Origin of the sequence: Herbaspirillum robiniae (assembly GCF_002213415.1) — a bacterium.
GTDB lineage: Bacteria > Pseudomonadota > Gammaproteobacteria > Burkholderiales > Burkholderiaceae_D > Herbaspirillum > Herbaspirillum robiniae.
In genome coordinates, this window is record NZ_NJGU01000014.1 from 114,858 (window position 1) to 141,239 (window position 26,382).

The 26,382-nt window shown below is 66.5% G+C and carries 22 protein-coding genes; 13 read left to right on the plus strand and 9 right to left on the minus strand.

Features of this window, described 5'->3' with window-relative positions; translation table 11 throughout:
- Positions 1-11: 11 nt before the first annotated feature.
- The 3 genes from CEJ42_RS21720 to CEJ42_RS21730 all read right to left on the minus strand — a co-directional run bounded on the left by CEJ42_RS21720 (position 12) and on the right by CEJ42_RS21730 (position 2,992).
- Complete coding sequence (locus CEJ42_RS21720) at positions 12-1,070, minus strand: fimbrial protein (RefSeq protein WP_088752510.1); 1,059 nt, start codon at positions 1,068-1,070, stop codon at positions 12-14.
- Positions 1,071-1,222: 152 nt separating this feature from the next.
- Positions 1,223-1,870: a DUF1120 domain-containing protein gene (locus tag CEJ42_RS21725; RefSeq protein ID WP_165774488.1), complete on the minus strand. Its 648-nt coding sequence runs from the start codon at positions 1,868-1,870 to the stop codon at positions 1,223-1,225.
- Positions 1,871-2,011: 141 nt separating this feature from the next.
- On the minus strand, positions 2,012-2,992 hold the full coding sequence (locus CEJ42_RS21730; protein WP_088752512.1) for a bifunctional helix-turn-helix transcriptional regulator/GNAT family N-acetyltransferase: 981 nt from the start codon (positions 2,990-2,992) through the stop codon (positions 2,012-2,014).
- Between the two features lie 261 nt (positions 2,993-3,253).
- Here CEJ42_RS21730 and CEJ42_RS21735 point away from each other — a divergent pair, with 261 nt between their 5' ends.
- Positions 3,254-4,870 carry an NAD(P)/FAD-dependent oxidoreductase gene (locus CEJ42_RS21735; RefSeq protein WP_088752513.1) on the plus strand — a complete coding sequence of 539 codons (1,617 nt, stop codon included), beginning with the start codon at positions 3,254-3,256 and terminating at the stop codon, positions 4,868-4,870.
- A 149-nt stretch (positions 4,871-5,019) separates the two neighbouring features.
- On the opposite strand, the gene phaP is transcribed toward CEJ42_RS21735, so the two are convergent.
- The 5 genes from phaP to CEJ42_RS21755 all read right to left on the minus strand — a co-directional run bounded on the left by phaP (position 5,020) and on the right by CEJ42_RS21755 (position 8,850).
- Positions 5,020-5,589, minus strand: a complete 570-nt coding sequence (gene phaP, locus CEJ42_RS21740; protein WP_079217461.1) for a TIGR01841 family phasin — start codon at positions 5,587-5,589, stop codon at positions 5,020-5,022.
- Between the two features lie 239 nt (positions 5,590-5,828).
- On the minus strand, positions 5,829-7,061 hold the full coding sequence (locus tag CEJ42_RS21745) for a patatin-like phospholipase family protein (RefSeq protein WP_088752514.1): 1,233 nt from the start codon (positions 7,059-7,061) through the stop codon (positions 5,829-5,831).
- 132 nt (positions 7,062-7,193) lie between these two features.
- Positions 7,194-7,406: a DUF3717 domain-containing protein gene (locus tag CEJ42_RS21750; protein ID WP_079217463.1), complete on the minus strand. Its 213-nt coding sequence runs from the start codon at positions 7,404-7,406 to the stop codon at positions 7,194-7,196.
- 68 nt (positions 7,407-7,474) lie between these two features.
- Positions 7,475-7,624, minus strand: a complete 150-nt coding sequence (locus tag CEJ42_RS25095) for a hypothetical protein (RefSeq protein ID WP_165774489.1) — start codon at positions 7,622-7,624, stop codon at positions 7,475-7,477.
- A gap of 14 nt (positions 7,625-7,638) precedes the next feature.
- Entirely contained in the window at positions 7,639-8,850 is a 1,212-nt protein-coding gene (locus tag CEJ42_RS21755; protein WP_088752515.1) for an MFS transporter, read from the minus strand.
- Between the two features lie 319 nt (positions 8,851-9,169).
- Between CEJ42_RS21755 and CEJ42_RS21760 the strand changes: the two genes are divergently transcribed.
- Positions 9,170-10,378: an MFS transporter gene (locus CEJ42_RS21760; protein ID WP_088752516.1), complete on the plus strand. Its 1,209-nt coding sequence runs from the start codon at positions 9,170-9,172 to the stop codon at positions 10,376-10,378.
- A 654-nt stretch (positions 10,379-11,032) separates the two neighbouring features.
- Here the strand turns inward: CEJ42_RS21760 and CEJ42_RS21765 are convergent.
- Positions 11,033-11,929, minus strand: a complete 897-nt coding sequence (locus CEJ42_RS21765) for an SDR family oxidoreductase (protein ID WP_088752517.1) — start codon at positions 11,927-11,929, stop codon at positions 11,033-11,035.
- Positions 11,930-12,043: 114 nt separating this feature from the next.
- Here CEJ42_RS21765 and CEJ42_RS21770 point away from each other — a divergent pair, with 114 nt between their 5' ends.
- The 11 genes from CEJ42_RS21770 (at position 12,044) to CEJ42_RS21820 (ending at position 25,618) form a co-directional block, all read left to right on the plus strand.
- Positions 12,044-12,910, plus strand: a complete 867-nt coding sequence (locus CEJ42_RS21770; protein ID WP_088752518.1) for a helix-turn-helix transcriptional regulator — start codon at positions 12,044-12,046, stop codon at positions 12,908-12,910.
- A gap of 173 nt (positions 12,911-13,083) precedes the next feature.
- On the plus strand, positions 13,084-14,340 hold the full coding sequence (locus CEJ42_RS21775) for an SfnB family sulfur acquisition oxidoreductase (protein WP_088752534.1): 1,257 nt from the start codon (positions 13,084-13,086) through the stop codon (positions 14,338-14,340).
- A gap of 44 nt (positions 14,341-14,384) precedes the next feature.
- Positions 14,385-15,638, plus strand: coding sequence for an SfnB family sulfur acquisition oxidoreductase (locus tag CEJ42_RS21780; protein ID WP_088752519.1), 1,254 nt, complete (start codon positions 14,385-14,387; stop codon positions 15,636-15,638).
- A gap of 170 nt (positions 15,639-15,808) precedes the next feature.
- The gene (locus tag CEJ42_RS21785; RefSeq protein WP_088752520.1) at positions 15,809-17,413 is read left to right on the plus strand and encodes an ABC transporter substrate-binding protein; all 1,605 of its coding nucleotides are present in this window, start codon (positions 15,809-15,811) and stop codon (positions 17,411-17,413) included.
- A 26-nt stretch (positions 17,414-17,439) separates the two neighbouring features.
- Positions 17,440-19,065, plus strand: a complete 1,626-nt coding sequence (locus CEJ42_RS21790; protein ID WP_088752521.1) for an ABC transporter substrate-binding protein — start codon at positions 17,440-17,442, stop codon at positions 19,063-19,065.
- A gap of 13 nt (positions 19,066-19,078) precedes the next feature.
- Complete coding sequence (locus CEJ42_RS21795) at positions 19,079-20,119, plus strand: ABC transporter permease (protein WP_243397922.1); 1,041 nt, start codon at positions 19,079-19,081, stop codon at positions 20,117-20,119.
- Between the two features lie 10 nt (positions 20,120-20,129).
- The gene (locus CEJ42_RS21800) at positions 20,130-21,026 is read left to right on the plus strand and encodes an ABC transporter permease (protein WP_088752522.1); all 897 of its coding nucleotides are present in this window, start codon (positions 20,130-20,132) and stop codon (positions 21,024-21,026) included.
- A gap of 10 nt (positions 21,027-21,036) precedes the next feature.
- Positions 21,037-21,585, plus strand: coding sequence for a carboxymuconolactone decarboxylase family protein (locus tag CEJ42_RS21805; protein WP_088752523.1), 549 nt, complete (start codon positions 21,037-21,039; stop codon positions 21,583-21,585).
- A 12-nt stretch (positions 21,586-21,597) separates the two neighbouring features.
- Positions 21,598-22,968, plus strand: a complete 1,371-nt coding sequence (locus tag CEJ42_RS21810) for an LLM class flavin-dependent oxidoreductase (RefSeq protein WP_088752524.1) — start codon at positions 21,598-21,600, stop codon at positions 22,966-22,968.
- Between the two features lie 17 nt (positions 22,969-22,985).
- Positions 22,986-24,692 (plus strand): ABC transporter ATP-binding protein, encoded by a 1,707-nt coding sequence (locus CEJ42_RS21815; RefSeq protein ID WP_088752525.1) that lies wholly within the window; start codon positions 22,986-22,988, stop codon positions 24,690-24,692.
- A gap of 110 nt (positions 24,693-24,802) precedes the next feature.
- Positions 24,803-25,618: a MetQ/NlpA family ABC transporter substrate-binding protein gene (locus CEJ42_RS21820; protein WP_079217470.1), complete on the plus strand. Its 816-nt coding sequence runs from the start codon at positions 24,803-24,805 to the stop codon at positions 25,616-25,618.
- Positions 25,619-26,382 lie beyond the last annotated feature (764 nt).

Below are 26,382 nucleotides of genomic sequence, written 5' to 3' on the forward strand. Positions count from 1 at the left end.
GCTCCGGGGGCTTATTGGTAGGAGAACGTCAGCGTGGTGCGCGCGACCACCGGGCCCGGGGTGACGGTGTTGGCGGTCTTCACGTAGCGCGCGGTAAATGCCACGTCGCGCGCGGCGGCGTCGGCCTCGCTGCCGGTGGAGTTGAACAGGCTGATCTGGTTGGCATTGCCCGCCACGGAAGAGTCCGCGCCATAACGGATGATCTGGTCCCCGAAGCTCAATTGCACCCCCACGCCTCTCGCGGCGCCTGCAGTGCCGGCAATGGTCAGTACATCGCTGCGATTGGAGGGCTGGAGCGCGTCGGTGAAGGTGGCGTGTACATTGCCGAGATAGCTGCTGCAATTGAGCCTGACCGAAATCGGCGCGGAGCCGGAGGCGGTCGACCCGACCGCGCCGAACCTGCGGGCTTCGGCATTGCCCAGGCTGATGTTCTGGACCGAGCTGCCCACCAGGGCGCAGGTTCTGTTGGTGACGGTGACGGTGGCAGGGGAGTCGAGGCGCCAGGCCATGAACTCGGTACCGTCTCCGCTCTCGTTAATCAACCATTGGGCGTTGAAGGTGAACGGCGACGTGATGATGGCTGCTGTCTTGACCAATTCCAAGCGATGCTGTCTAGAGATTACGTTTGGAAGTGGCATGCCACCGGTACCAGTGCCCGGATAAGTGTAATTATTGTCACCCCAGACGTCATTCCCGACGTAGATGCGAAAGCCGACGCCTACATTTCCCGGAAGATTGTAGATGCCTGTCGTCCGGTCATAGACGGCACCGGGAACAAGAGTCTTGACGATGATCTGTGGGGTCTGCGTTGTGCATGTTGCAACGCCAGAAATATCTACCGTTATCGGGTTGCTCGCGATTACCGTCCCGATGAGCGCATCTCGTGGCACGGTGTTGGTTGCAGGAAGGGTAAACAGGTTGGCGGTACGAGTCTTGCCTGCATCAATTGTGCAAGTGGCCCAAGCCTCTCCGCCCGCCGTCACGGCGACTGCAAAAAGAGAAAAACCGAGAAAGTGTCGGAAAGAGAGTTTGGACATGGTAACGGCCGTGCAGGATTGATCGGCCTTCATTCTCTCGCGCCGATGCCAGGCGTTTGAATAGGATGATTCTCAAATTGAGCGCGGTTTGACGAACGGCCCGCGCCGGCATGTTTCATCGACCAAGGAACGGCAAAGAAAAAGCCCGGCGGAACCGGGCTTTTTTCATCGAACAGAGCTCAGCGTCACAGATAGAGCACTTCCAGCGTAGCCGAGCCATCCAGGGGCACGTCTTGCGTCAGTGGCAGGTTTTCCGGCTTCTCCAGCGACACACGGATCCAGATCGCACCGGTGATATTGCTGAACGCGGCCGGCATCGTGCCGCTGGCGCCGGTCCAGGCCAGCGCACGGTCCTTGGCGAACTGGCCGCCGCCGTCGGTGATCGTCCAGGACTGATTGCCATCGGTGGAATACAGCAGCCGAGGCGTTGCGCCATCGGTGGTGACAGCGTTGGCCGCCATGCCAAGGTGATAGCCGCCGACCTTCTTGCCCGCTACCGTGCCCAGGCCATAAGTGAAATTTGCATCACTGCCCGTTGCGCTCGTCACGGCGCTGGAGGCACGGTTGTCCGTGGCTTTCAACGCTACCTTGATCGGGGCATCACATGTAATGGAAAAAGGGATGTTCTTCCATGGAAGTTTCTTGTGTTGACCTACAACCAGGGAGGCCGAAGGGATCGTGCCGAAATCGGCGACGCCGCCGCCCGAGAACGACGGCTGGCAAGCCGGGGGCTTGATTGTTCCGGCAACTTTCAGTTCGGCGCTGGGGCCCGCGACGGCAGCGCCGGAGATCAGGCTGGCGGCAAGGGCGGTGAAGGCGAGGATGTTTTTCATGATATTTCCTGTGTTCAATATCGTTGAATTCATGCGCATCACGCCGTACCGGAACCGTTGTTTGCCTGATGCAGTAACGTCAGTTTGCCGATTTCCTTCTCGTGTTTATATGAGAAAAGTCTCAAAAAGCGTCTTGCCCCTTCAAGTCGCCCCGCGCGCCGCCCGCACAAAGCGCTGCTCGACTACCCGGCTGCCCCATTGCTCGCCGGGCGCTTCCTCGGCCAGCGTGAAGCCGGCCGATTCGTACAGGTGGCGCGCCGCCTGCAGGCCCTGGAAGGTCCACAGGTAGGTCGCGAAGCCGTGGCCGTCGACGAAGTCCATGGCCTTTTGCAGCAGTACGCGGCCCACGCCGGTGCCGCGCAGGCTGTCGTCGACGATGAACCAGCGCAGGTGGGCCAGGCCCGTGGCGGGGTCGCCGTCGATGGCGATCGAGGCCAGCGCGCGACCGTTTTCGACGTGCAGCCAGATCTCCTTGCCGGCTCCCGGCAGCGACTGGGCGAACGCGCCCAGGCCGCTTGCGACCTTGTCTTCGAAGTAGGCGCCAAATCCCGCGGTGTCGGCGTAGTAGCGCGCATGCAGGCCGGCGATGTCGCCGATGCAGCCGGGCAGGTAGCCCTGGCGGATGGCGTCGCCGGGGGCGGCCGGGGCCGGGCGCGACATGTTGGGGTTGTCCTGCGACAGCGCCTGCGCATACAGGGCCAGCGCGCGCACCAGGCCCTGCTGGTCTTCCGGCACCAGGCGGGTGAGGGCGGCCGACACCTGGTCGGTGGCGAACTTGTCGATCTTGCGGCGCAGCGCCTGGCCTTGCTCGGTCAGGTACAGGCCCCAGCCGCGGGCGTCGCCGTCCACCGCCGCGCGCCGCAGCAGGCCCAGCGACTCCAGCCGGGCCGCCTGGCGGCTGGTGTTGGATTTGTCCAGGCACAGGATCTCGCCCAGGTCGCGCGCCTGGATGCCGGGCGCCTGGCCGATTTCGATGATGGCGTGCACGGCCGAGGGCGCCAGCTCGCTGCCGGCCAGGGTGCTGCGCATGAAGCCCAGTTCGCGCACCAGCTTGCGCGAGAGCTCGCGCAGCTGGCGGATGGTCTGCTCCCGCGGGGGCGTGTCGAGGCCGGCGAAGTCCATGCGATTCTCCATTTGGTTGTATGTCGCAACCAATTTACCCTCAATTGCTTGCGATGCGCAACTGGTTTCGTGTTGTTCGCCGTCGCCGGAAAGCCGCGCGCTGCTGGGCCGGGCGCTCCGGCTGGAGTAAAATGGCGGCTTTCGCGCAGCCCGTCGGGTTTTTCCGTCCGCCAGCGCCCCGTCCCGTCCGCAGGTATGCGCAGGAGGAGGGCGGCATCGTCCGGGCCGCGCCCGTACTACGCCTACCGAAAGTCCCCGCACATGCTGCGCATCAACGAATTAGTCCTTCCGCTGGACCACACGGAAGAAGAGCTCAACGCCGCCATCCTCGAGCGCCTCGGCATCAAGGCCGACGAGCTGCTGTCCTTCAGCCTGTTCCGTCGCAGCTACGACGCCCGCAAGAAGGCCGCCATCACGCTCACCTACACCATCGACGTCGAGCTCAAGGACGAGGCCGGCGTGCTGGAGCGCAACAGGAAAAAGACCAACGTCGGCCCCACTCCCGACACCGGCTACCACTTCGTCGGCCAGGCGCCGGCCGGCCTGAAGAAGCGCCCGGTGGTGATCGGCTTCGGCCCGTGCGGGCTGTTCGCAGCCCTGCTGCTGGCCGAGATGGGTTTCAACCCGATCATCCTGGAGCGCGGCAAGACCGTGCGCGAGCGCACCAAGGACACCTGGGGCCTGTGGCGCCAGCGCGAGTTGAAGCCTGAGTCGAACGTGCAGTTCGGCGAAGGCGGCGCCGGCACCTTCTCCGACGGCAAGCTCTACAGCCAGGTCAAGGATCCCAAGCACTACGGCCGCAAGGTGCTGACCGAGTTCGTCGCCGCCGACGCGCCGCCGGAGATCATGTACGTCAGCAAGCCGCACATCGGCACCTTCCGCCTGGTGAAGATGATCCAGCTGATGCGCGACAAGATCGAGAAGCTGGGCGGCGAATTCCGCTTCGAGCAGCGGGTGGAGGATGTGCAGATCGAAGACGGCCAGATCCGCGGCCTGACCCTGGCCTCGGGCGAGCAGATCGAGGCCGACCATGTGGTGCTGGCCATCGGCCACAGCGCGCGCGACACCTTCGAGATGCTGTACGAGCGCGGCGTCTACATCGAGGCCAAGCCGTTCTCGATCGGTTTCCGCGCCGAGCACCCGCAGTCGCTGATCGACAAGTGCCGCTTCGGCCCCAGCGCCGGCCATCCCATCCTGGGCGCGGCCGACTACAAGCTGGTGCACCATGCTTCCAACGGCCGCTCGGTCTACAGCTTCTGCATGTGCCCGGGCGGCACCGTGGTGGCGGCGACCTCGGAGCCGGGCCGCGTGGTCACCAACGGCATGAGCCAGTACTCGCGCAACGAGCGCAACGCCAACAGCGGCATCGTGGTGGGCATCTCGCCGGAGGATTATCCCGGCCATCCGCTGGCCGGCATCGCCTTCCAGCGCGAGTGGGAAAGCCGCGCCTATGAGCTGGGCGGCCACAACTACGACGCGCCGGCGCAGCTGGTGGGCGACTTCATCGCCAACCGCCCGTCGACCGCGCAGGCCAGCGTGGAGCCGTCCTACAAGCCGGGCGTGAAGTGGGGCGACCTGAACCCGTCGCTGCCCAAGTACGCCATCGACGCCATCCGCGAGGCGCTGCCGGCCTTCGACAAGCAGATCCGCGGCTACTCCATGCACGACGCCGTGCTGACCGGCATCGAAACCCGCACCTCCTCGCCCATCCGCATCAAGCGCGACGACCATACCCTGCAAAGCCTGAACACCCGCGGCCTGTACCCGGCCGGCGAGGGCGCGGGCTATGCCGGCGGCATCATGTCGGCGGCCATCGACGGCATCCGCGTGGCCGAAGCGCTGGCGCTGGACATCATCGCCGAGTCCGGCCGCCGCTGACACTGAGGTAACGCCGGCGGCAGCGTTGCGCTTGCCGCCGACATGGCGTCAGCGCTACGTTCAGCGACGAATGGATGAGCAAAGCAAAAGGCCGCTCCGGTTTCCCGGAGCGGCCTTTTTCGTTTGCCTGGTCCTGCTTGCTGCGCGGATTACTTCTTGGCGCGGGTCGAAGCGGTGGCCTTTTCAGCGGCGGCGGTGAATTGCTTGGTCGCGTTGGCCAGGTTGGCTTCCAGGGTTTCGACGGCTTGCTTGGAGTTCTTGGACAGTTGCTCGTAGGCGGCGTTGGCGTTGGTCAGGGTAGCCTTCAGCAGCGACACGGCTTGTTCCGAACCCGGGGGCGCGTTCTTGCTGATTTCGTCGATCAGGGCCGACAGCTTGCGGCTGGTGTCGGCGATCTGGGCTTCGGCGGCCTTGGTGAATTCAGCCTGGGTGGTGGACACGATGCCGGCCAGGTGGCGACCGTAGGCGGTGGCCTTGTCGGCGCCCGGCTGGGCTTGCGCGGCGGCCAGGGCCAGCAGTTCCTGCGGATCCTTGGCGGCGGCCAGCTGCTTGGCGGCGGCGGCGGCTTCTTCCAGCGAGGCCTTGGTGGCCGACAGGTTCAGCTCGACGATCTTTTCCACGCCTTCGAAGGCCTTGGCGGTCAGGTTGTTGATCAGGTCCAGTTGGGCCTGCAGGTTGGATTTGGTGGCGGCGGAAAACTGATCTTGGTACGAGAACATCTTCATCTCCTTGAATGGTAATGATGAGTACAACTCAATCGTGAAAAGCAGCCGGAATAATCGGCTATCCGGAGCGGCTTTCGACCAGAATCAACCAACAATCATGATTTGTGCGCCGCAACAATTCCTATTTTATGCACTTCTTTGGTGAGGTCAAGCATATTTTGTGCGTCGCACAAAATAATTTGTAACAACGTAGAGATTATACGACGCCAATACCGGCGCGGGTTTGCGCACGATCAAGACGAACGTTCGGTCGCTTTGGACGGCTTCACATAGGTCTCGCCGGTCGGCAGCTCGTGCACCACGATGCCCGCGTCCGACTCCTCGAACGGGCAGCCGTGGCTGACCTCGATGCCGCGCAGGCCGTCCTGGTAGCCCTGTTCCCAGCGCCACAGCACCGAGCCGCGCGCGAAGTTGGCGTCCTTGGAAGCCATGTTCCAGTCGCGCCCGGCGTAGGCCAGGCGCACGATGTGGATGGTGGTGTCGGCACCCAGCTCGGCCATCATCTTGCGGTCGGCGGCCGTCAGCATGGCCGGCGGCAGGCGCTTGTAGAGCGCGTGGGCGGCGCGGCGCAGCTGGTATTGCTTGAGATAGGCGTCGATATGGCGCTGCGAGCGCGAGGCGAAGGTGACGTCCTTCTCGCGCGTCTGCACCTCTTCCAGCGTGCGCGGCTCGGGGCCGTCGGCATGCCACAGGTCGACCATCATGCACAGCGTGTTCATGCGCGGCTCGTCGTTGAGCACGGCTTCCATCGGCGTATTGGAGTACAGCCCGCCGTCCCAGTACAACTCGCCGTCCACCCGCACCGGCGCAAAGCCGGGCGGCAGCGCGCCGCTGGCCATGACGTGCTCGGGGCCGATGGGGCGGCTGGCGGAGTCGAACTTGACCAGCGTGCCGCAGGTGACCTTGACCGCCGACACCGTCATGCGGATGCCGGAGTCGCCGTTGAGGTAATCGAAGTCGACCAGCCGCGCCAGCGTGTCCTGCAGCTCGGCCGTGCTGTAGAAGCTGGCCTCCTCGGGCGGCACCGGCAGGCCCAGCGCGAACGGGTTCAGCGGGCGCGGCCGGAAGAAGCCCGGCGCGCCGCGCACGAAGGTGTCCAGCGTGGTCATGCGGGTCGCCAGCGGGCGCAGGTTGTCGGGCACCTGGCGCAGGTCGAACAGGTCGGGATGGGCCACCGTCTCCCAGAACTCGCGCAGGCGGGCGATGCGGGTCTCGCGCGGGTTGCCGGCGATCAGCGCGGCATTGATGGCGCCGATCGAGGTGCCGACCACCCAGTCGGGCGTAAGGCCGTTCTCATGCAGGGCCTGGTAGACCCCGGCCTGGTAGGCGCCCAGCGCGCCGCCCCCTTGCAGCACCAGCGCCACGCGCGGCTTGCCGGCTTGGCTGTGGCGACGCCCGGCGGCGGGTTTGGCGGCAGCCGTCTTGCGGCGGCCGGAGGGGGGAGTCTGCTCGGGGTCCTTGCGCATGTTCCTTCCTTTTCGGGGTGGCCCTGGAGAGATCGACGGCCGGAGGAAACGTTCAGCGACGTTCAGAAGGGTTCTAGCATAGCGCGCTTACGGCGCCGTGACCTGACAGACTGGATGAACGGCAGGAAAGGCTCAGCCGCGCCGGCTGCGCCAGGCCTCGAGCAGCTGGCGCGCCTGCACGTCGAGCTGCTCGGCGGCGAGCTCGTGGCGGCGCTCGTAGATCATCATGGCGTACACGCCGGCCAGCGCATTCACCTCGGGCGACAGCGCGCATTCCTCGCCGGTGGCCGGGCGCTGCTGGCGCCAATAATTGATGGCTTCTTCGAGTTCGGTGAGGGTGAGCATGACGATGGTTCTTGGAAAGGCTGCAATGGATCGTCACGGCATTTTATCGTACCTGCCGCCACCACTGGCTAAAAACACAGGTAAATCCGGTTGGCCAGGTCGACGATGAAAGCCGGTTGCAGATAGGCCAGGAAGATCGCCCCCAGCACGCCCGCGCCGGCCCCCGCCAGCAGCAGCCGGCGCAGCCGCAGCGAGGGAAGGGGGCGGGGCGAGGTCATGACGGCGACTCCGCTTACCGCGCCGCCAGCGGGCGGGCGATGGCCTGCTCGCGCACCGGCAGGTTGATCAGCGTGGCGAAGATGCCCAGGCCCAGCGTGATGGCCCAGACCGTGTCATAGCTGCCCTGGCGCGTGAACAGCCAGCCGCCCAGCCACACGCCCAGGAAGCTGCCCACCTGGTGCGAGAAAAACACGAAGCCCGACAGCATCGACAGGTGCTTCACCCCGAAGATGCCGGCCACGATGCCGTTGGTGAGCGGAACCGTGGACAGCCACAGCACGCCCATGGCCGCCGCGAACAGGTAGACCGACCACGCCGACAGAGGCGCCGCCAGGAACAGCGCGATGGCCACGCTGCGCGACAAGTAGATGCCCGCCAGCAGGAAGCGCTTGGGCATGAGCCCGCCCAGCTTGCCCGCGTAATACGAGCCGAAGATGTTGAACAGGCCGATCAGCGCCAGCGCGATCACCGCCACGTTGGGATCCATGATGCCCTTGTCCTTCAGGTAGGAGGGCAGGTGGGCGCCGATGAACACCACCTGGAAGCCGCACACGAAGTATCCCGCCACCAGCAGCTGGAACGGGCGATGGCCGAAGGCCTCGCGGATCGCCTCGCCGATGCTCTGGCCGTGCGCGGCCAGAGCCAGCGGCGGCTCCTTCAGGCGCAGCGCCATCGGCAGCATCAACACCAGCACCAGCGCGGCCAGCCAGAAGAAGGCCTGCTGCCAGCCGGCCAGCGAGATCAGCTGCTGCTCCACCGGCATCATCATGAACTGGCCGAAGGAACCCGCCGCCGAAGAAATGCCGAAGGCCCACGAGCGTTTCTCCGGCGGCGCGCTGCGGCCGACGATGCCGCTGATGGCGCCGAAGGCGGTACAGGCCAGCGCCGCGCCGATCAGCACGCCCGAGCCCACCACGAACAGCGTGGGTTGGTCCACCAGCGCCATCCACAGCAGGCCGCCGGCATACAGGAAGGCGCCCAGCACGATCATGCGCGCCGTGCCGAAGCGGTCGCAGGCCATGCCGGCGAAGGGGCCGATGGCGCCCCACATCAGGTTTTGCATGGCGATGGCCAGCGAGAAGGTCTCGCGGGTCCAGCCGTGGGCCTGTGAAATCGGCTGCAGCCAGAAGCCCAGGCCATGGCGCACGCCCATGGCCAGCGTGAGCACGACGCCGCTGGCGATGAGCACGGTCTTGAAATCCGGGGCGCGGTCGGTGTGGAACATGTGTCTCTTCCCTTGAGGTCTTGTCGTTATGGAGCGCAGGGCGGTGCGAGCCGCCTGCGCTTATGCGTTTTTCTTCTATTGTCCGGCGAGTTTACTGCAAAGCCGCCCGCGTCACCGGCGCGCCGATTGTGCTGCCCCGCAAAAACGGGGTCGCGCCTGCAGGAAATCGCCATCTGGGTTAAGGTTCGCGCTTGAAGATGCTGCAATACAGCATGAGCTTGCGCGACACCGCATCCGTAGGCCGCCGAACCCGTCGCACATCGCTACCCATCGCCGCGCTTCGCCACATCGCCCCACAGCCACGCTACCGGAGAAAAACATGCCCATCCCATTATTCGCCCTGGCGCTATGCGCCTTCGCCATCGGCACCACCGAATTCGTCATCATGGGCCTGCTGCCCGAGATGGCCGCCGACCTGCAGGTCAGCCTGCCGGCCGCCGGCTACCTGGTCAGCGGCTACGCGCTGGGCGTGACGGTGGGCGCGCCCATCCTGGCCTCGGTGACCAGCCGCATCGCGCCCAAGAAGGCGCTGGCCATGCTGATGCTGATCTTCATCGCCGGCAACCTGCTGTGCGCGCTGTCGGTCAACTACGGCATGTTGATGGTGGCGCGCGTGGTGACCTCCTTCGCCCACGGCTCCTTCTTCGGCCTGGGCGCGGTGGTCGCCACCAGCCTGGTCGCCAGGGAGAAGCAGGCCAGCGCCATCGCCCTGATGTTTACCGGCCTGACCCTGGCCAACGTGGTGGGCGTGCCGGCCGGCACGCTGCTGGGCCAGGCCTTCGGCTGGCGCGCCACCTTCTTCGGCGTGACCGCCATCGGCCTGGTGTCGCTGGCGGCCGTGATGGCATTTTTGCCCGCGCGCATCCAGACCTCGGACGGCACCGCCGAAGACAGCGCCGCGCTCTGGCGCAGCAAGCCGGTGTGGCTGGCCTTCGCCACCACCGTCGTCTTCAGCGCCAGCACCTTTGCGGTGTTCACCTACATCGCGCCGATCCTGCGCGACGTCAGCGGCATCTCGCCGCGCGGCGTGGCCGGCGTGCTGCTGCTGATCGGCGTGGGCCTGGCGGTGGGCAACATCATCGGCGGCAAGCTGGCCGACCGCAGCGTGATGACCGCGCTGCGCATCAACTTCAGCGCGCTGGGCGCGATCCTGCTGGTCTTCATGGTCACCAGCCATGCGCCGGTCAGCGCCATCGTCACCGTGTTCCTGTGGGGCATGGCGGCCTTTGCCGCCGTCCCGGCGCTGCAGATGAACGTGATGGGCAAGGCCGCGATGGCGCCCATCCTGGCCTCGACGCTCAACATCGGCGCCTTCAACCTGGGCAACGCCGCCGGCGCCTTCGGCGGCGGCGCGGTGCTGACCCTGGGCTTCGGCCTGACCGGGATCCCTTTGCTGGGTGCGGTGCTGGCGTTTATCTCGCTGGCCCTGGCGCTGTGGGGCGCGGCGCTGGACCGCCGCGCGCCCAAGGCAGTGGATCACGCCGTGCACGACCAGGCGCGCAGGGAAGAGCCAGCCTGCGTGGAGTGAGCGCCGGAGATGACGCGATGGAAAAACCGCCCGGAAGAACCCGGGCGGTTTTTTTATGCACAGGTCTTGTAGCTTCCGTCGATCGCAGATGACGCCTGCGAGACCCGACAGCCCATCCCTCTTCTCCGTCATCCTGACGAAAGTCAGGATCCAGCGTCGTTCAACGGCCGTCGATGCACAACGAAAGCCACTGGATCCCGGCGTTCGCCGGGATGACGGAGGTGGTGGCGAGTGTTGGCGGCGTGAGGAACGGCGATGGTCTTGTCACTTCCGTCGATCAGAGATGAAGTCTGCGAGACCTGACGGCCCATCCCTCTTCTCCGTCATCCTGACGAAAGTCAGGATCCAGCGTCGTTCAGCGACCGTCGCTGCACAACGAAAGCCACTGGATCCCGGCGTTCGCCGGGATGACGGAGGTGGGGGTGAGCGCTGACGGTGGGAGGAATGTCGATAGTCTTGTCACTTCCGTCGATCAGCGATGAAGCCTGTGAGACCTGACGACCCATCCCTCTTCTCCGTCATCCTGACGAAAGTCAGGATCCAGTGTCGTTAAGCGGCCGTCGACGCACAACGAAAGCCACTGGATCCCGGCGTTCGCCGGGATGACGAAGGTGGTGGCGATCATCGGCGGCAAGCGCCATGACAACCCCGGACTCACCCCGCAAAGTAACCCGAAGCCGCATCCTCGATATCGGCCAGCAGCCCCGCCTGCCGCGGCTCCCAACCTACCAGGGCGCGCGTGTAGGCGCTGGAAGCATGGTTGTCCAGCGCCACAAAATGCGCGAACCAGTCGAAGTGCGCCGCCGCCTCGCCGGGCGCCACGCTGACCACGGGCAGCTTCAGGCCGCGCCCGATGGCTTCGGCAATGGCGCGAAACGGCACGCCGTCTTCGGCGTTGGCGTGCCAGCGCCGGTGCGCGTTGTTGCCGTGCTCCAGCGCCAGCCGGTAGAGCCGCGCCGCGTCCAGCCGGTGTACCGCCGGCCAGCGGTTCTCACCGGTGCCGACATAGGCCGAGACGCCTTTGTCGCGCGCCAGTTTGATCAGCATGGGCACGAAGCCGTGGTCGCCGGCGCCATGCACCGAAGGCGGCAGGCGCATCACCGAGGCGTTCACGCCCCGCGCATGGGCGGCGTCGGCCGCCTCTTCCGAGGCCACGCGCGGATGGGCGGCGCCGGCGCGCAGCGCTTCCGTGGCGACGGCGCCCGGCGGCACCAGCGCGGTGCCCGAGGTCACGATCAGCGGCCGCGCGCTGCCGGCCAGGCCGTCGGCCAGGGCGGCCACCACGCCGCGGTCGGTTTCGCAGTTTTCCTTGAACTTGCTGAAGTCGTGGATGAAGGCGGTGTGGATCACGCCGTCGGCCTGCGCTGCGCCGCGACGCAGGCTGTCGAGGTCTTCCAGCGCGCCGCGCAGCACCTGCGCGCCGGCCGCCGCCAGTTGCGCGGCGCCCGCGTCCGAACGCGCCAGGCCGGTGACATGATGGCCCGCCTGCAGCAGCTCGCCGACCACGGCCGAGCCGACGAAACCGGTAGCGCCTGTGACGAAAATACGCATGATGAAATCCTTTCGAGTAATGGCTATAGTGAATAGCGACAAACCATTCTCGTCCCGCCGCCACGCTCTTTGAAGCCGTGAGCTCTTACCGGTATACGCACTAACAGGATAAGCATGAGCACCGCCACCGCCGCCGATCAACGCCAGCCGCACGACAACGCCCTGGGCCACTACCTGCGCGATCGCCGCCAGCGCATCGATCCGGCGTCGCTGGGTTTGCCCGCGGGACGCCGCCGCACCCCGGGTTTGCGGCGCGAGGAAGTGGCGCAGCGCGCCGCCGTGAGCGCCACCTGGTACACCTGGCTGGAGCAGGGCCGTGGCGGCGCGCCGTCGCCCGAGGCGCTGGAGCGCATCGCCCAGGCGCTGCTGCTGGACCAGGTCGAGCGCCAGCACCTGTTCATGCTGGCGCAGGGACGTCCGCCCGAGGTGCGCTACCTGGCCGACAACGAAGTCTCGTCGCGCCTGCAGCGCGTGCTGGACGCCTTCGGCACCAGTCCCGCGCTGGTGCGCAGCGTCACCTGGGATGTGCTGGCCTGGAACCGCGCCGCCTGCGCGGTGCTGGCCGACTATCCGGCGCTGGCCCCGCACGAGCGCAACATCCTGCGGCTGATCTTCTCCGCCGATCGCCCGTGCGACGAGCAGCCCGAGTGGGAAGCCGTCGCCCGCATGGTGGTCTCCACCTTCCGCGCCGACGCCGTGCGCGCCGGCGCCTCGCGCCATGTCCAGGGACTGGTCGACGAGCTGTGCCACAGCAGCCCCGACTTCGCGCGCCTCTGGCGCGAGCAGGAGGTCAGCGTCTACGGCGAGGGCTCCAAGTGCATCCAGCGCCCGGGCGTGGGCATGCTCCATCTTGAATACTCCACCTTCGCCGTCGACGGCCGTCCCGAGCAGCGGCTGCTGGTGTTTACGCCGATGGCGCCGGCCGACACGCGCGGCGTGCTCACGCTGATGGCAGCCTACGACGCCGCGCACCGGCACTGACGCCGGCGCAACGGCGAGCGCATAAGCTTGCGCGAAAAACGCAGCATGAGAAATCCAAGCAAGCACATGCGCAATGCTTCGTTCTGAAAAGCGCGGCGCTTTGCTTTAATGATCCTCCTCCCCGGCGTCCGCCATCCATGGGCGCCGGCCAATTCAGGAAGGATCATCGTTTCATGTCCGCCGTCATCGACGCCCAGCGCGCGCCATCCGCACGCCGCATTTCCTCCTACGCCGTCCAGCCGGCGCAACGCATCGGCAGCGAAGCGCAAGCCCTGCAGGTCGCGCGCGAGCTGGCGCAAGAGTTCGCCCAAGGCGCCGCCGGGCGCGACCGTGAGCGCCGCCTGCCGTTCGAGGAGATCGAGCGCTTCTCGCGCAGCGGCCTGTGGGCCATCGCCGTGCCGCGCGCCTACGGCGGCATCGGCGCTTCATGGAACACGGTGGCCGAAGTGTTCAAGTTGGTCTCGGCCGCCGATCCCTCCATCGGCCAGATTCCGCAGAACCACTTCGGCAACCTCAACGTTATCGCCAATGCCGGCAGCGAGGAGCAGAAACGCTTCTTCTTCGGCGAGGCGCTGCAAGGCGCGCGCTTCGGCAACGCCGGCCCCGAGCGCAACAGCAAGAACGTGCTCGACGTGCGTACCCGCGCCACGCTCGACCTGCATTCCGGCGACGGCAGCTATTTCCTGACCGGCACCCGGTTCTATTCGACCGGCGCACTGTACGCGCACTGGATCCCCAGCCGCGCGCTGGACGACGACGACAACCCACTGTTCGTCTACAACCGCCACGACGCGCCGGGCCTGCGCGTGATCGACGACTGGAGCAGTTTCGGCCAGCGCACCACCGCCAGCGGCAGCGTGGTGTTCGAGCGCGTGCGCGTGCCGGCGGCGCAGGTACTGCAGGTGAAGGATTTCCTCAAGCAGCCCAACAACATCGGCCCGGTGTCGCAGCTGATCCAGGCCGCCATCGACGCCGGCATCGCCCACGCCGCCGTGCGCGACGCCATCGAGTTCGTCACCACCCGTTCGCGCCCCTATGCCGACAGCGGCCTGGAGCGCGCCGCCGACGACCCCTACATCCTGCGCGACATCGGCAACCTGAAGCTGCGCCTGCACGCCTCCGATGCGCTGCTCGAGCGCGCCGCCGGCGTGCTGGACGGCTTGCCGGAGCGGATCAGTTTCGAGCAGATGGCCGAGGCATCGGTCGCGGTGGCCGAGGCCAAGGTGCTGTCGACGGAACTGTCGCTGCTGGCCTCCGAAAAGCTGTTCGAACTCTCCGGCACGGCCTCCACGCTGGCGGTGCACAACCTCGACCGCCACTGGCGCAACGCGCGCGTGCACACGCTGCACGATCCGGTGCGCTGGAAGTACCACGCCGTGGGCAACTATGCGCTCAACGGCACGCCGCCGCCGCGCCACTCGTGGAGCTGAACAGCGCCTCCCGACCTCCTTCATCTCCTGTCGAACATAACGCCATGACCCAGACCGCCACCGCTCCCACCACGCTCGATTCCCCGCCTCCTTCGGCGGCCGCCGCGCCGCGCATCGTCGCCCGCATCCGCGACGATGCCGAAGCGCTAGCCGTGGCGCGCAGGCTGGCCGAAGACTTCGCCCAGGAGTCGGCCCTGCGCGACCGCGAGCGCAAGCTGCCGTGGGACGAGCTGGACCGCTACGTGCGCTCGGGCCTGTGGGGCATCACCGTGCCGAAGCAATACGGCGGCGCCGGCGTCTCCTACGGCACGCTGGCCGAGGTGATCGCCACCATCTCCTCGGGCGACGGCTCCATCGGCCAGATCCCGCAGAACCACTTCTATGCGGTCGAGCTGATCCGGGTCAACGGCAGCGAGTCGCAGAAACGCTTCTTCTTCGAGCGCGTGCTGCAGGGCGACCGCTTCGGCAATGCGCTGGCCGAGCTGGGCACCAAGACCTCGCACGACCGCAAGACCAGCCTGGCGCGCGACGCCGCCGGTCCCGGCTATCGCATCAACGGGCGCAAGTTCTACGCCACCGGCGCGCTGTACGCCGACTGGGTGCCGACCTCGGTGATCGACGAGGCCGGCGTGCAGCAGCTGGCCATCGTGCCGCGCCATGCGCCGGGCCTGACCATCATCGATGACTGGTCCGGTTTCGGCCAGCGCACCACCGGCAGCGGTAGCGCCGTGTTCGAGAACGTGCATGTGCCGGCCGATGCCGTGATCGGCTTTGCTTCCGCCTTCACGCGGCCGACCCAGATCGGTCCGATGGCGCAGATCCAGCACGCCGCCATCGACCTGGGCATCGCGCGCGCCGCCTATCGTGACCTGCTGGAGTTCGTGCGCACCCGCTCGCGCCCATGGATCGACAGCGGCGTCGAACGCGCCGGCGACGATCCCCTGACCATCCGCGAAGTCGGCGACCTCACCATCCAGCTGCACGCCGCCGAGGCGCTGCTGCAGCGCGCCGGCCGCCTGGTCGACGCGGCCGCCGCCGAACCCACCGAAGCCAGCGTGGCCGAGGCCTCGATCGCCGTGGCCGAGGCGCGCGTGCTGACCACCGAAGTCTCGCTGGCCGCCGGCAGCAAGCTGTTCGAGCTGGCCGGCTCGCAATCGACGCTGGCCGAACACAATCTCGACCGCCACTGGCGCAACGCCCGCACCCACACGCTGCACGACCCGGTGCGCTGGAAGTACCACGCCATCGGCAACTACTACCTGAACGGCAAGAACCCGCCGCGCCACGGAGCGCTGTGATGAACGCCGTGTCGTTATCGCCGGCGCACCGGCGGCGATGTCGCCGCCCCGGCTGATCGCATCCCCACCGCGGCGCGCCACGCGCCGCACCCGATTGCAACAGCGGCCGCGCCGGGAGGGCGGCCGCTGCGTGTTCGCTCATCCGCATACCTCAAGGACAACAAGAAGACATGATCAAGCGCATCGACCAGACAGCTGCCGCGCGGCTGGCATTTTCCGCCCTCGCGGCAGCCACGCTGCAAAGCGCCGCGCTCGCAGCCGATCCCGCGCCCAGAAGCGGCGGCACGCTGGTGGCCATCGTCCAGCCCGAGCCGGTGACCCTGACCGGCGCCGTCAACACCGCCCAACCGACCTCGCTGATCGCCACCAACGTCTACGACGGCCTGCTCAGTTACGACAACGAGCTCAAGCCCCACGGCCAGCTGGCCGAACGCTGGGAAGTCTCGAAGGACGGCCTGGCCATCACCTTCCATCTGAGGAAGGGCGTGAAGTGGCATGACGGCAAGCCCTTCACCTCGGCCGATGTGAAATGGTCGGTGGAGAACGTGTGGAAGACGCTGCATCCGCGCAACAAGGCGATCCTGGTCAACCTCACCCAGGTCGACACGCCGGACGCGCAGACCGCCGTCTTCCGCTTCACCAAGCCCTCGCTGGCGCTGCTGTCCACACTCAACTCGTGGGGCGCGCCGGTGCTGCCCAAGCATCTCTACGAGGGCACCGACGTGCTCAACAATCCGAACAACAACAAGCCGGTCGGCACCGGCGCCTTCGTCTTTAAGGAATGGAACCGCGGCAGCTACATCACGCTGGAGCGCAACCCCGACTACTGGGACAAAGGCAAGCCTTACCTCGACAAGATCGTCTTCAAGGTCGTGCCCGATGCCGGTGCACGCGCCGCGCTGCTGGAAAACGGCGAAGCGCAGTACGCCGTCTTCAGCCCGGTGCCGCCCAAGGAGGCGCAGCGCCTGGCCGGCTCCGGCAAGGTGAAGGTGGAGACCAACGGCTACCAGTGGTCCTCGCCGGTGATGTACCTCGACTTCAATCTCGACAACAAGTACCTGAAAGATGTGCGCGTACGCCGCGCCATCGCCTATGCCGCCAACCTGGACGGACTGAACAAGGTGGTCTGGTACGGCTACGGCAAGCCAGCCGTGTCCATCGTGCCGACCACGCTGTCGCAGTTCTTCGACGGCAGCGTGCCGCGCTACGGCTACGACACCAAAAAGGCCGAGGCCCTGCTGGATGAAGCCGGCTTCAGGCGCGGCGCCGACGGCGTGCGCTTCACGCTCAACAACGACTACCTGCCTTACGGCGACGACTATCGCCGCACCGCCGAATACCTGAAGCAATCGTTCAAGCGCGTGGGCATCGACCTCAACATCCGCAGCCAGGACACCGCCGCCTTCACCAAGCGCGTCTATGGCGAGCGCGATTTCGACACCTCGATCTCGTGGAACGCCTCCTTCCCCGATCCGCAGATCGGCCTGACCCGCATGTACTGGTCCGGCTGGATCGGCAAGAACGTGCCGTGGACCAACGCATCCGGCTACCGCAACGCCGAGGTCGACCAGATCATCGAACAGGCCCAGGGCGCCGCCACGCAGGCCGAGCGGGTGACGCTGTTCAAGCGCTTCCAGCAGATCACACAGACCGAGCTGCCCACGCTGCCGCTGCTGGAGCTGCATTTCTTCACCATCCATTCGCCGCGCTTGCACGGCGTGGACGGGCAGGGCGACCAGTCGCAGGGTTCGCTGAAGAACGCCTGGCTGGAATGACGACGATAAACTCCAAGGGGAACCCCATGTTCAAGCGCATCACACCGCGCGCGCTGCTGGCCGCAGCCGCTATCGTCCTGGCCGGCGCGGTCCAGGCGGCCACGCCCACGCCGGGAGGCACGCTGACGGCCATCCTGCAGCCCGAGCCGGTGATCCTCACCTCGGCGCTCAACACCGCCGCGCCGACCGGCTTCTTCAGCGCCAACGTGTTCGACGGCCTGGTGGAATACGACAACGACTTCAAGCTGCGCCCGGCCCTGGCCGAACGCTGGGAAATCTCCAAAGACAGCAAGACGTTGACCTTCCACTTGCGCCACGGCGTGAAGTGGCACGATGGCAAGCCCTTTACCTCGGCCGATGTGAAATGGACGCTGGAGAACGTGTGGAAGAAGATTCACCCGCGCAACCAGATCCTGTTCGGCAAGGTCACCTCGACCGACACGCCCGACGACTACACCGTGGTGATCCATTTCAGCGAGCCGTCGCTGGCGGTGCTGAGCTCGCTCAACAGCAACGGTGCGCAGGTGCTGCCCAAGCACTTCTACGAAGGCACCGACATCCTGAACAATCCCTACAACAACAAGCCGGTCGGCACCGGCCCGTTCGTGTTCAAGGAGTGGAGCCGCGGCAACTACATCACGCTGGAGCGCAATCCCGACTATTGGGACAAAGGCAAACCTTACCTCGACCGGATCGTCTTCAAGATCGTGCCTGACGCCGGCGCTCGCGCCGCCGCGCTGGAAAAGGGCGAAGCGCAGTACGCGCCGTTCTCCCCGGTGCCGCTGAAGGACGCCGAACGCCTGGCCAGGCTGCCGCAGCTGAAGCTGGAGACGCGCGGTTACGACTGGATCTCGCCCTGGCTGTTCGTCGACGTCAACCTCGACAAGCCTTACTTCAAGGACGTGCGCGTGCGCCAGGCGCTGGCGTATGCGATCGACCGCAACGCTTTCAACAAGGTGGTGTGGTACGGCTTCGGCAAGCCGGCCGCCAGCCCGGTGGTGTCGACCCTGAAGCAGTTCTACGCCGCCGACGTGCCGCAATACGCCTACGACCCGAAGAAGGCCGAGGCGCTGCTCGATGAGGCCGGCCTCAAGCGCGGCGCCGACGGCACCCGCCTGCGCATCAACCTCGACTACCTGCCCTACGGCGACGACTTCAAGCGCAGCGGCGAATTCATCCGCGGCGCGCTGAAGCGCGTGGGCATCGAGGTCAACGTGCGCGCACAGGACACCCCGACTTATACCAAGCGCGTCTACGGTGACCGCGACTTCGACCTGTCGGTGGTCTGGTTCGCCGGCTTCGCCGATCCGCTGGTGGGCGTCACCCGCGCCTACTGGAGCGACTCGGTGGGCAAGAACATTCCCTGGACCAACGGTTCTGGCTATCGGAGCGCCGAGGCCGACAAGTTGATCGAGCAGGCCCAGGGATCGCCCAGCCAGGCCGAGCGCGTGGCGCTGTTCAAGAAGTTCCAGCAGCGCGTGCAGACCGACCTGCCGTCGCTGCCATTGCTGGAGATGCACTTCTTCACCGTGCAAGCGTCCAGCCTGAAGGACACCGTGGCCGGTGTCGACCAGATCTACAGCTCGCTGAAGAACGCCTGGTTCGACAGCGGCGCCAAGGTTGCGGCCAATCCGGCTGCCCCACAACGCTGAGGCAGATGACGGTATGAGCGCCTCCACCATCGCATCGGCCGACCCGGCCGCGACCGCCGGAAAATCCGGCAGCCGCGGCGCGGCGTTCCTGCGCGCCACCTTGCGCCGCCTGCTGCAGCTGGCGGCGGTGGTGCTGGGCGTGGCGGTGATCAATTTCTTCCTGCTGCGCCTGGCGCCGGGCGACGCCGCCCAAGTGCTGGCCGGCGAGGCCGGCGCGGCCACGCCCGAATACATGGCGGCGCTGCGCGCGCAGTTCGGGCTGGACCAGCCGCTGGCGGTGCAGTTCGGCAAGTACCTGCTGCACCTCGTGCAGTTCGACCTCGGCTATTCCTTCCGTCACGGCATGCCGGTGGCGCAGCTGATCGGCGCACGGGTGCCGGCCACCTTGCTGCTCATGGGCGCGGCCATCGGCTTTGCTGCGGTGGGCGGCGTGGTGCTGGGAACGCTGGCTGCCTACCGCGCCGGCAAGCTGGCCGACGTGTTGGTGTCGGTGCTGGCGCTGGTGTTCTTCGCCACGCCGCTGTTCTGGATCGGCCTGATGCTGGTGGTGGTGTTCTCGGTCTGGCTGGACTGGTTGCCGGTGGGCGGCATGTTCGCCGTCGAGGCCGGCTACACGGGACTGGCGCATGTGCTGGATGTGGCGCGCCACCTGGTGCTGCCCGCCGTCACGCTGGGCCTGTTCTACATGGCGGTCTACACGCGCCTGATGCGCGCGGCCATGATCGAGGTGCGGCGCCAGGACTTCGTGCGCACCGCCGTGGCCAAGGGGGCGCGCGCGCCGCGCGTGCTGTTCGTCCATGTGCTGCGCAATGCGCTGTTGCCGCTGGTGACCATGCTGGGCGTGCAGGCCGGCTCGGTGGTCGGCGGCGCGGTGCTGGTGGAGACCGTGTTTTCCTGGCCCGGCCTTGGCCGCCTGGCCTTCGAGGCGCTGTTCCAGCGCGATTTCAATCTGCTGCTCGGCATCCTGCTGTGCAGCTCGGCGGTGGTGGTCCTGGTCAACTGGATCGTCGACGCCGTTTATGTGCGGCTCGATCCGCGCATCCGGCTGCAATGAGGAGGCGGGCATGGGCAAATCACTGAACGGAACGGCGGCGCTGGGCGGTGCGCACGCGGCGGCTGTCGTCGCGCGGACGCCGGCCTGGCTCGGCCGCCTGCTGCACTCGCCGTCCGCCTTGACCGGCGGCGTGCTGCTGTTGCTGGTGCTGGGCATGGCGGCCTCGGCCGGCTGGCTGTTCCCGGGCGACCCGCTGGACATGGTGGCCGAACCTTTCCTGCATCCCTTCGCCGATGCCGGACACTGGCTGGGCACCGACATGCTGGGGCGCGACATCCTGGCCGGCATCTTCCACGGCGCGCGCGCCTCGCTGCTGATTGCGCTGGTATCGACCGCGCTGGCGTTGCTGCTGGGCGTGTCCGGCGGCCTGCTGGCCGGCTACTACGGCGGGCGCGCCGACGCGCTGCTCATGCGCGTGACCGAATTCTTCCAGACCATTCCATCCTTCCTGTTCGCGCTGGCCATCGTCGCGGTGGTCCAGCCCACGCTGCTTACCATCGCCCTGGCCATCGGCGTGACCGCCTGGCCGAGCCTGGCGCGACTTGTGCGCGCCGAGGTGCTCAAGCTGCGCCACGGCGAAATGGTGCAGGCCAGCGTGGCGCTGGGCGCGTCGGACGCGCGCATCATCCTGCGCGACATCCTGCCCAATGCCGCCACGCCTATCCTGGTGTCGACCTCGCTGATGGTGGCCACCGCCATCCTGACCGAATCCAGCCTGGCCTTCCTCGGCCTGGGCGACCCCAACGCTGCCAGCTGGGGAAACATGGTCGGCGCCGGCCGTGAAGTGCTGCGCACCGACTGGTTCATCACCACCATTCCCTGCATCGCCATCGTCATCACGGTGCTGGCCCTCAATCTTTTAGGCGACGGCCTGGCCGATGTGCTCGACCCGCGCGACAGAAAATAGGAGAAACACCATGGCACGCGTATCCACGCTCTTGTCCAGCCAGCTGCAACCGAGCCCGGCCCGCGCCATCTTCGAGAAGGTGGAAAACGAATACGGCCACTTCGGCAACATGCTGGGCGTGCTGGCCCACAAGCCGGCGTCGATCGAGCATATCTACGGACTGCTGCTGGGCTTCGCGGGCGAAGGCAATATCTCGAAGCTACACCTGGAGATCGTGCTGGTCACCGCCTCCAGGGCCAATGAATGCAGCTACTGCGTCTCCCACCATGCGCCCAAGCTGCGCGCCGAACACGTGCCGGCCGAGACGGTCGAGCGCATCCTCGACGCTGATGTGCCGGGGCTGGGGCCGGTGGAAAAGCTGGTGCGCGATTACGCGCTGGCCGTCACCCGTCAGCGCGTGGGCGACAGCCTGGTGCAGCGCCTGCGCGAGCATTTCGACGAATCGCAGATTGTCGAACTGACCCTGCGTGCAGCGCTGTGCGCCTTCTTCGCCCGCTTCAACGAGGCGCTGGACGTGCAGCTGGAGCCGCAATACACCGCCGCTGCCGTGGCCGCCTGAACGGAGGATGAGATGAGCAAGAAGCAGATCCGCCTCAACGCGTTCAACATGAACTGCGTGAACCACATCAACCACGGCCTGTGGACGCATCCGCGCGACCGCTCGCAGGACTACACCGACATCGCCTACTGGACCCACCTGGCCAGGCTGCTGGAGCGCGGCAAGTTCGACGGACTGTTCCTGGCCGACATCGTCGGCGTCTATGACGTCTACCAAGGCTCCACCGACATCACGCTGCGCGAGTCGATCCAGCTGCCGGTCGACGATCCCCTGCTGCTGATCTCTGCCATGGCCGCGGCCACCGAGCACCTGGGCTTCGGCATCACCGCCAACCTGACTTACGAGGCGCCGTTCCTGTTCGCGCGCCGCATGTCCACGCTGGATCATCTCACGCGCGGGCGCGTGGGCTGGAACATCGTCACCGGCTATCTCGACAGCGCCGCGCGCGCCATGGGCCTGACCGAACAGCTGGAGCACGACCAGCGCTACGACCGCGCCGATGAATTCATGGAAGTGGTCTACAAGCTCTGGGAGGGCAGCTGGGAGGACGGCGCCGTGGTGCGCGACCGCGCCAACCGCGTCTACGCCGATCCGGCCAAGGTGCACAAGATCAGGCATAGCGGCGACTACTACCGCGTCGAGGGCATCCATCTTTCCGAGCCGTCGCGCCAGCGCACGCCGGTGCTGTACCAGGCCGGCTCGTCCGGTCGCGGCCAGGCCTTCGGCGCGCGCCATGCCGAATGCGTGTTCATCTCCAGCCAGACCCGCGAAGCGGCGAAGAAGCTGGTGCAGGGCATACGAGAAGGCGCCGAACGCGAAGGGCGCGACCCGGACGACGTGAAGATCTTCATGGGGCTCACCGTGGTCACCGCGCACACCGAGCGCGACGCCCGCGACAAGTACCGCGAGTACGCCAGCTACGCCAGTCCCGAGGCCGGGCTGGCGCATTTCTCGGCCGGCACCGGCATCGATTTTTCGCGCTACGAGCTGGACGAACCGATCCGCGCGGCCAAGACCAATTCGATCGAATCGCTGGTCAAGACCGTGACCAATCCCGAGCTCAACTGGACCAAGCGCAAGCTGCTCCAGCAGCTGGAGCTGGGCGGGCGCTACGCTACCGTGGTCGGCTCGCCGGTGCAGGTGGCCGACGAACTGGAAGCCTGGGTGGCCGACACCGGTATCGACGGCTTCAACCTCACGCGCACGGTCACGCCGGAGAGCTTCGAGGACTTCGTCGACCTGGTGATCCCGGTGCTGCAGGAACGCGGCTCCTACAAGCGCGACTACGCCCAGGGCACGCTGCGCGAAAAACTCTTCGGCGGCGGCGCTACGCTGCCGCAGCGCCATGTCGGCGCGGGCTTCCGCGCCGGCGTTACCGCCTGACGGCCCGGGAGACAAGTATGCAGCCATTGCTCGATATTCGCGGACTCGAGGTGTCTTTCGCCGGCCACCAGGCCGTGCGCGGACTGGACTTGGCCATCGCGGCCGGAGAGACCGTGGCGCTGGTGGGCGAGTCCGGTTGCGGTAAGTCGACCACCGCCTTGTCGGTGCTGCGCCTGCTGGGACCGTCGGCGCAAGTGTCCGGGCAGCTGCTGTTCGAAGGCCGCGACTTGTTGGCGCTGCCCGAGCATGCGCTCGCGGCGCTGCGCGGCGATGCCATCTCGATGATCTTCCAGGAACCGATGACCTCGCTCAACCCGGTGCTGTCCATCGGCAGCCAGGTGATCGAGGCGATACGGCTGCACCAGGATCTTTCGCCGGCGGCCGCACGCGAGCGCGCCGTGGAGTTGCTGGAGCTGGTGCGCATTCCCGATGCGCGGCGCCGCATCGACGACTATCCGCACCAGCTCTCCGGCGGCCAGCGCCAGCGCGTGATGATCGCCATGGCGGTGGCCAACCGGCCGCGCCTGCTGATCGCCGACGAGCCGACCACCGCGCTGGACGTCACCATCCAGGCGCAGATCCTGGAGCTGCTGGACCAGCTGCGGCGCGAGCTCGGCATGGCCGTACTGCTGATTACGCATGACCTGGGCGTGGTGGAGCAATGGGCCGACCGCGTGGCCGTGATGGTCGGCGGCAGCAAGGTCGAGGAAGCCGACAGCGCGCGGCTGTTCGCCGATCCGCGCCACTCCTATACGCGCGGTTTGCTGGGCGCGTCGCTGCGGCTGGAGCAGGATCTCCACTATCGTCACAGCCGCCTGCCCGAGATTCGCAGCCAGACCGACGCGCAGGGAAAGCCAGGCTTCACGCTGAGCGAGCGCGAACACGCGCAACCCTTCACCGTGGCGATCCCGTCCGGTGCGGCGCCCTTGCTGTCGGTGCAGGAGCTGCGCGTGGATTACGCCACGCCGCGCGGCGTGGTGCATGCAGTGCGGGGCGTGTCCTTCGATATCGCCCGCGGCGAAACCGTGGGCCTGGTGGGTGAGTCCGGTTGCGGCAAGTCCACGCTCTCGCGCAGCATCGTGCGCCTGGAGGACAGCGCCTCCGATCGCATCGTGCTGGACGGCGTGGATCTTGCGCCGTTGAGCCGGGCCAACTTGCGCGCGCATCGCAGGCGCGTGCAGATGGTGTTCCAGGATCCGTATGCCTCGCTCAATCCGCGTCATACCGTGGCCGACATCCTCGATGCAGCGCTGGTGATCCACGAAGTCAAAGACCGCAACGAACGCCGTCGCCGCATCGAACAGATGATCGACCTGGTCGGCCTGCCCAGGGCCGCGCTGGCGCGCTACCCGCACCAGTTCTCCGGCGGCCAGCGACAACGCATCGGCATTGCGCGTGCGCTGGTGCTGAAGCCCTCGCTGGTGATCTGCGACGAGCCGGTATCGGCGCTGGACGTCTCGGTACAGGCGCAGATCCTCAACCTGCTGGTCGACCTCAAGCGCGAGTTCGGGCTCTCCTATCTCTTCATCTCGCACGACCTCTCGGTGGTGCGCTACATCGCCGACCGCGTGCTGGTGATGAACGGCGGGCGCATCGTGGAAGAGGGCGATCACGAGTCGATCTGGCGCTCGCCGCAGCATCCTTACACGCGCGCGCTGATCGACGCCGTCCCCGGCGCGGCCCATGCACCGGCGCCGCGCGAAGAGGAACTGCTGCGCGCATAAGCCGGCCTGGTCCGGCTTAGTCGCGCAGCACATAACCATACGGGAAAAGATTCGTTCCTCCCCGGCGACGCGGCCGATACATTGGCCCTTTTGCCTGCAGAGGGAGAAGGATGAAACACGCAGCATGGAAGTGGCTGGGCGCCGGCGCGCTGGCATTGGGAATGATCGCATCGGCGCAGGCCGCGGCCGACAAGGTGATCAAGGTCGGCGTCACCAGCGGTCCGCACGCGCAGATATTCGAGGCGGCCAAGCGCGTCTTCGAGCGCGACAACCCCGGCTACAAGGTGAAGATCATCGAGTTCAACGACTACATCCAGCCCAATGCCGCGCTCGACGCCGGCGAGCTCGACGCCAACAGCTACCAGCATCGTCCCTTCCTGAACGCGCAGATCAAGGCGCGCGGCTACAAGCTCTATGCCGAGGGCAAGACCATGATCGGTCCGATGGCGATCTACTCGAAGAAATACCGCAAGCTGGAAGACATCCCGGCCGGCGCCAAGATCGGCATCCCCAACGACCCGGCCAACGAGAGCCGCGTGCTGCTGCTGTTACAAAAGCACGGCGTGCTCAAGCTGCGCGCCGGCATCGATCCGCTGACCGGTACCAACGCCACGCCGATCGACATCGTCGAGAATCCGAAGAAATGGAAGTTCGTCGAGATCGACGCGGCCCAGCTGCCGCGCACCCTGGACGACCTTGACGCCTCGGCCGTCAACGCCGACTTCGCCGCCAAGGCCGGCCTGAATCCGGCGCGCGACAGCCTGGTGGTGGAAGACGGCGACAGCCCCTACGCCTGCCTGATCGCCGTGCGCGAGAAGGACCGCGACCAGCCGTGGCTGGGCCAGTTGGTGAAGGCCTACCAGTCGGATGAGGTGAAGCGGTTTATCCAGACTGAATTCAAGGGCGGCATTCTGGCGGCGTGGTGATGTGCTGAGTGTTTTCGTCTTGTTGGGGCCGATATTGTGATTGATGCACTCAGCAAGACCATCGACATTGCTCCCATCGCCAACGCTTGCCACCACCTCCGTCATCCCGGCGCAGGCCGGGATACAGTGGTTTTCGTTGCGCATCGACGGTCGCTGAACGACGCTGGATCCTGACTTTCGTCAGGATGACGGAGAACAGGGATGGGCCGTCAGGTCTCACAGGCGCCATCTCAGATCAACGGCAGCAACAAGACCATCGCCGCTCCTCACGCCGCCAACACTTGCCACCACCTCCGTCATCCCGGCGAACGCCAGGATCCAGTGGCTTTCGTTGCGCATCGACGGCCGCTGAACGACGCTGGATCCTGACTTTCGTCAGGATGACGGAGAAGAGGGATGGGTCGTCAGGTCTCACAGGCGCCATCTCAGATCAACGGCAGCAGCAAGACCATCGACATTCCTCACGCCGCCAACGCTTGCCGCCACCTCCGTCATCCCGGCGAAGGCCGGGATACAGTGGTTTTCGTTGCGCAGCGACGGTCGTTGAACGACGCTGGATCCTGACTTTCGTCAGGATGACGGAGAAGGGAATGGGTCGCCAGGTCTCACAAGTTTCATCTCAGATCAATGGCAGCAACAAGACCGTCGACATTCCTCCCACCGCCAACGCTTGCCACCACCTCCGTCATCCCGGCGAAGGCCGGGATCCAGTGGCTTTCGTTGTGCATCGACGGTCGTTGAACGACGCTGGATCCTGACTTTCG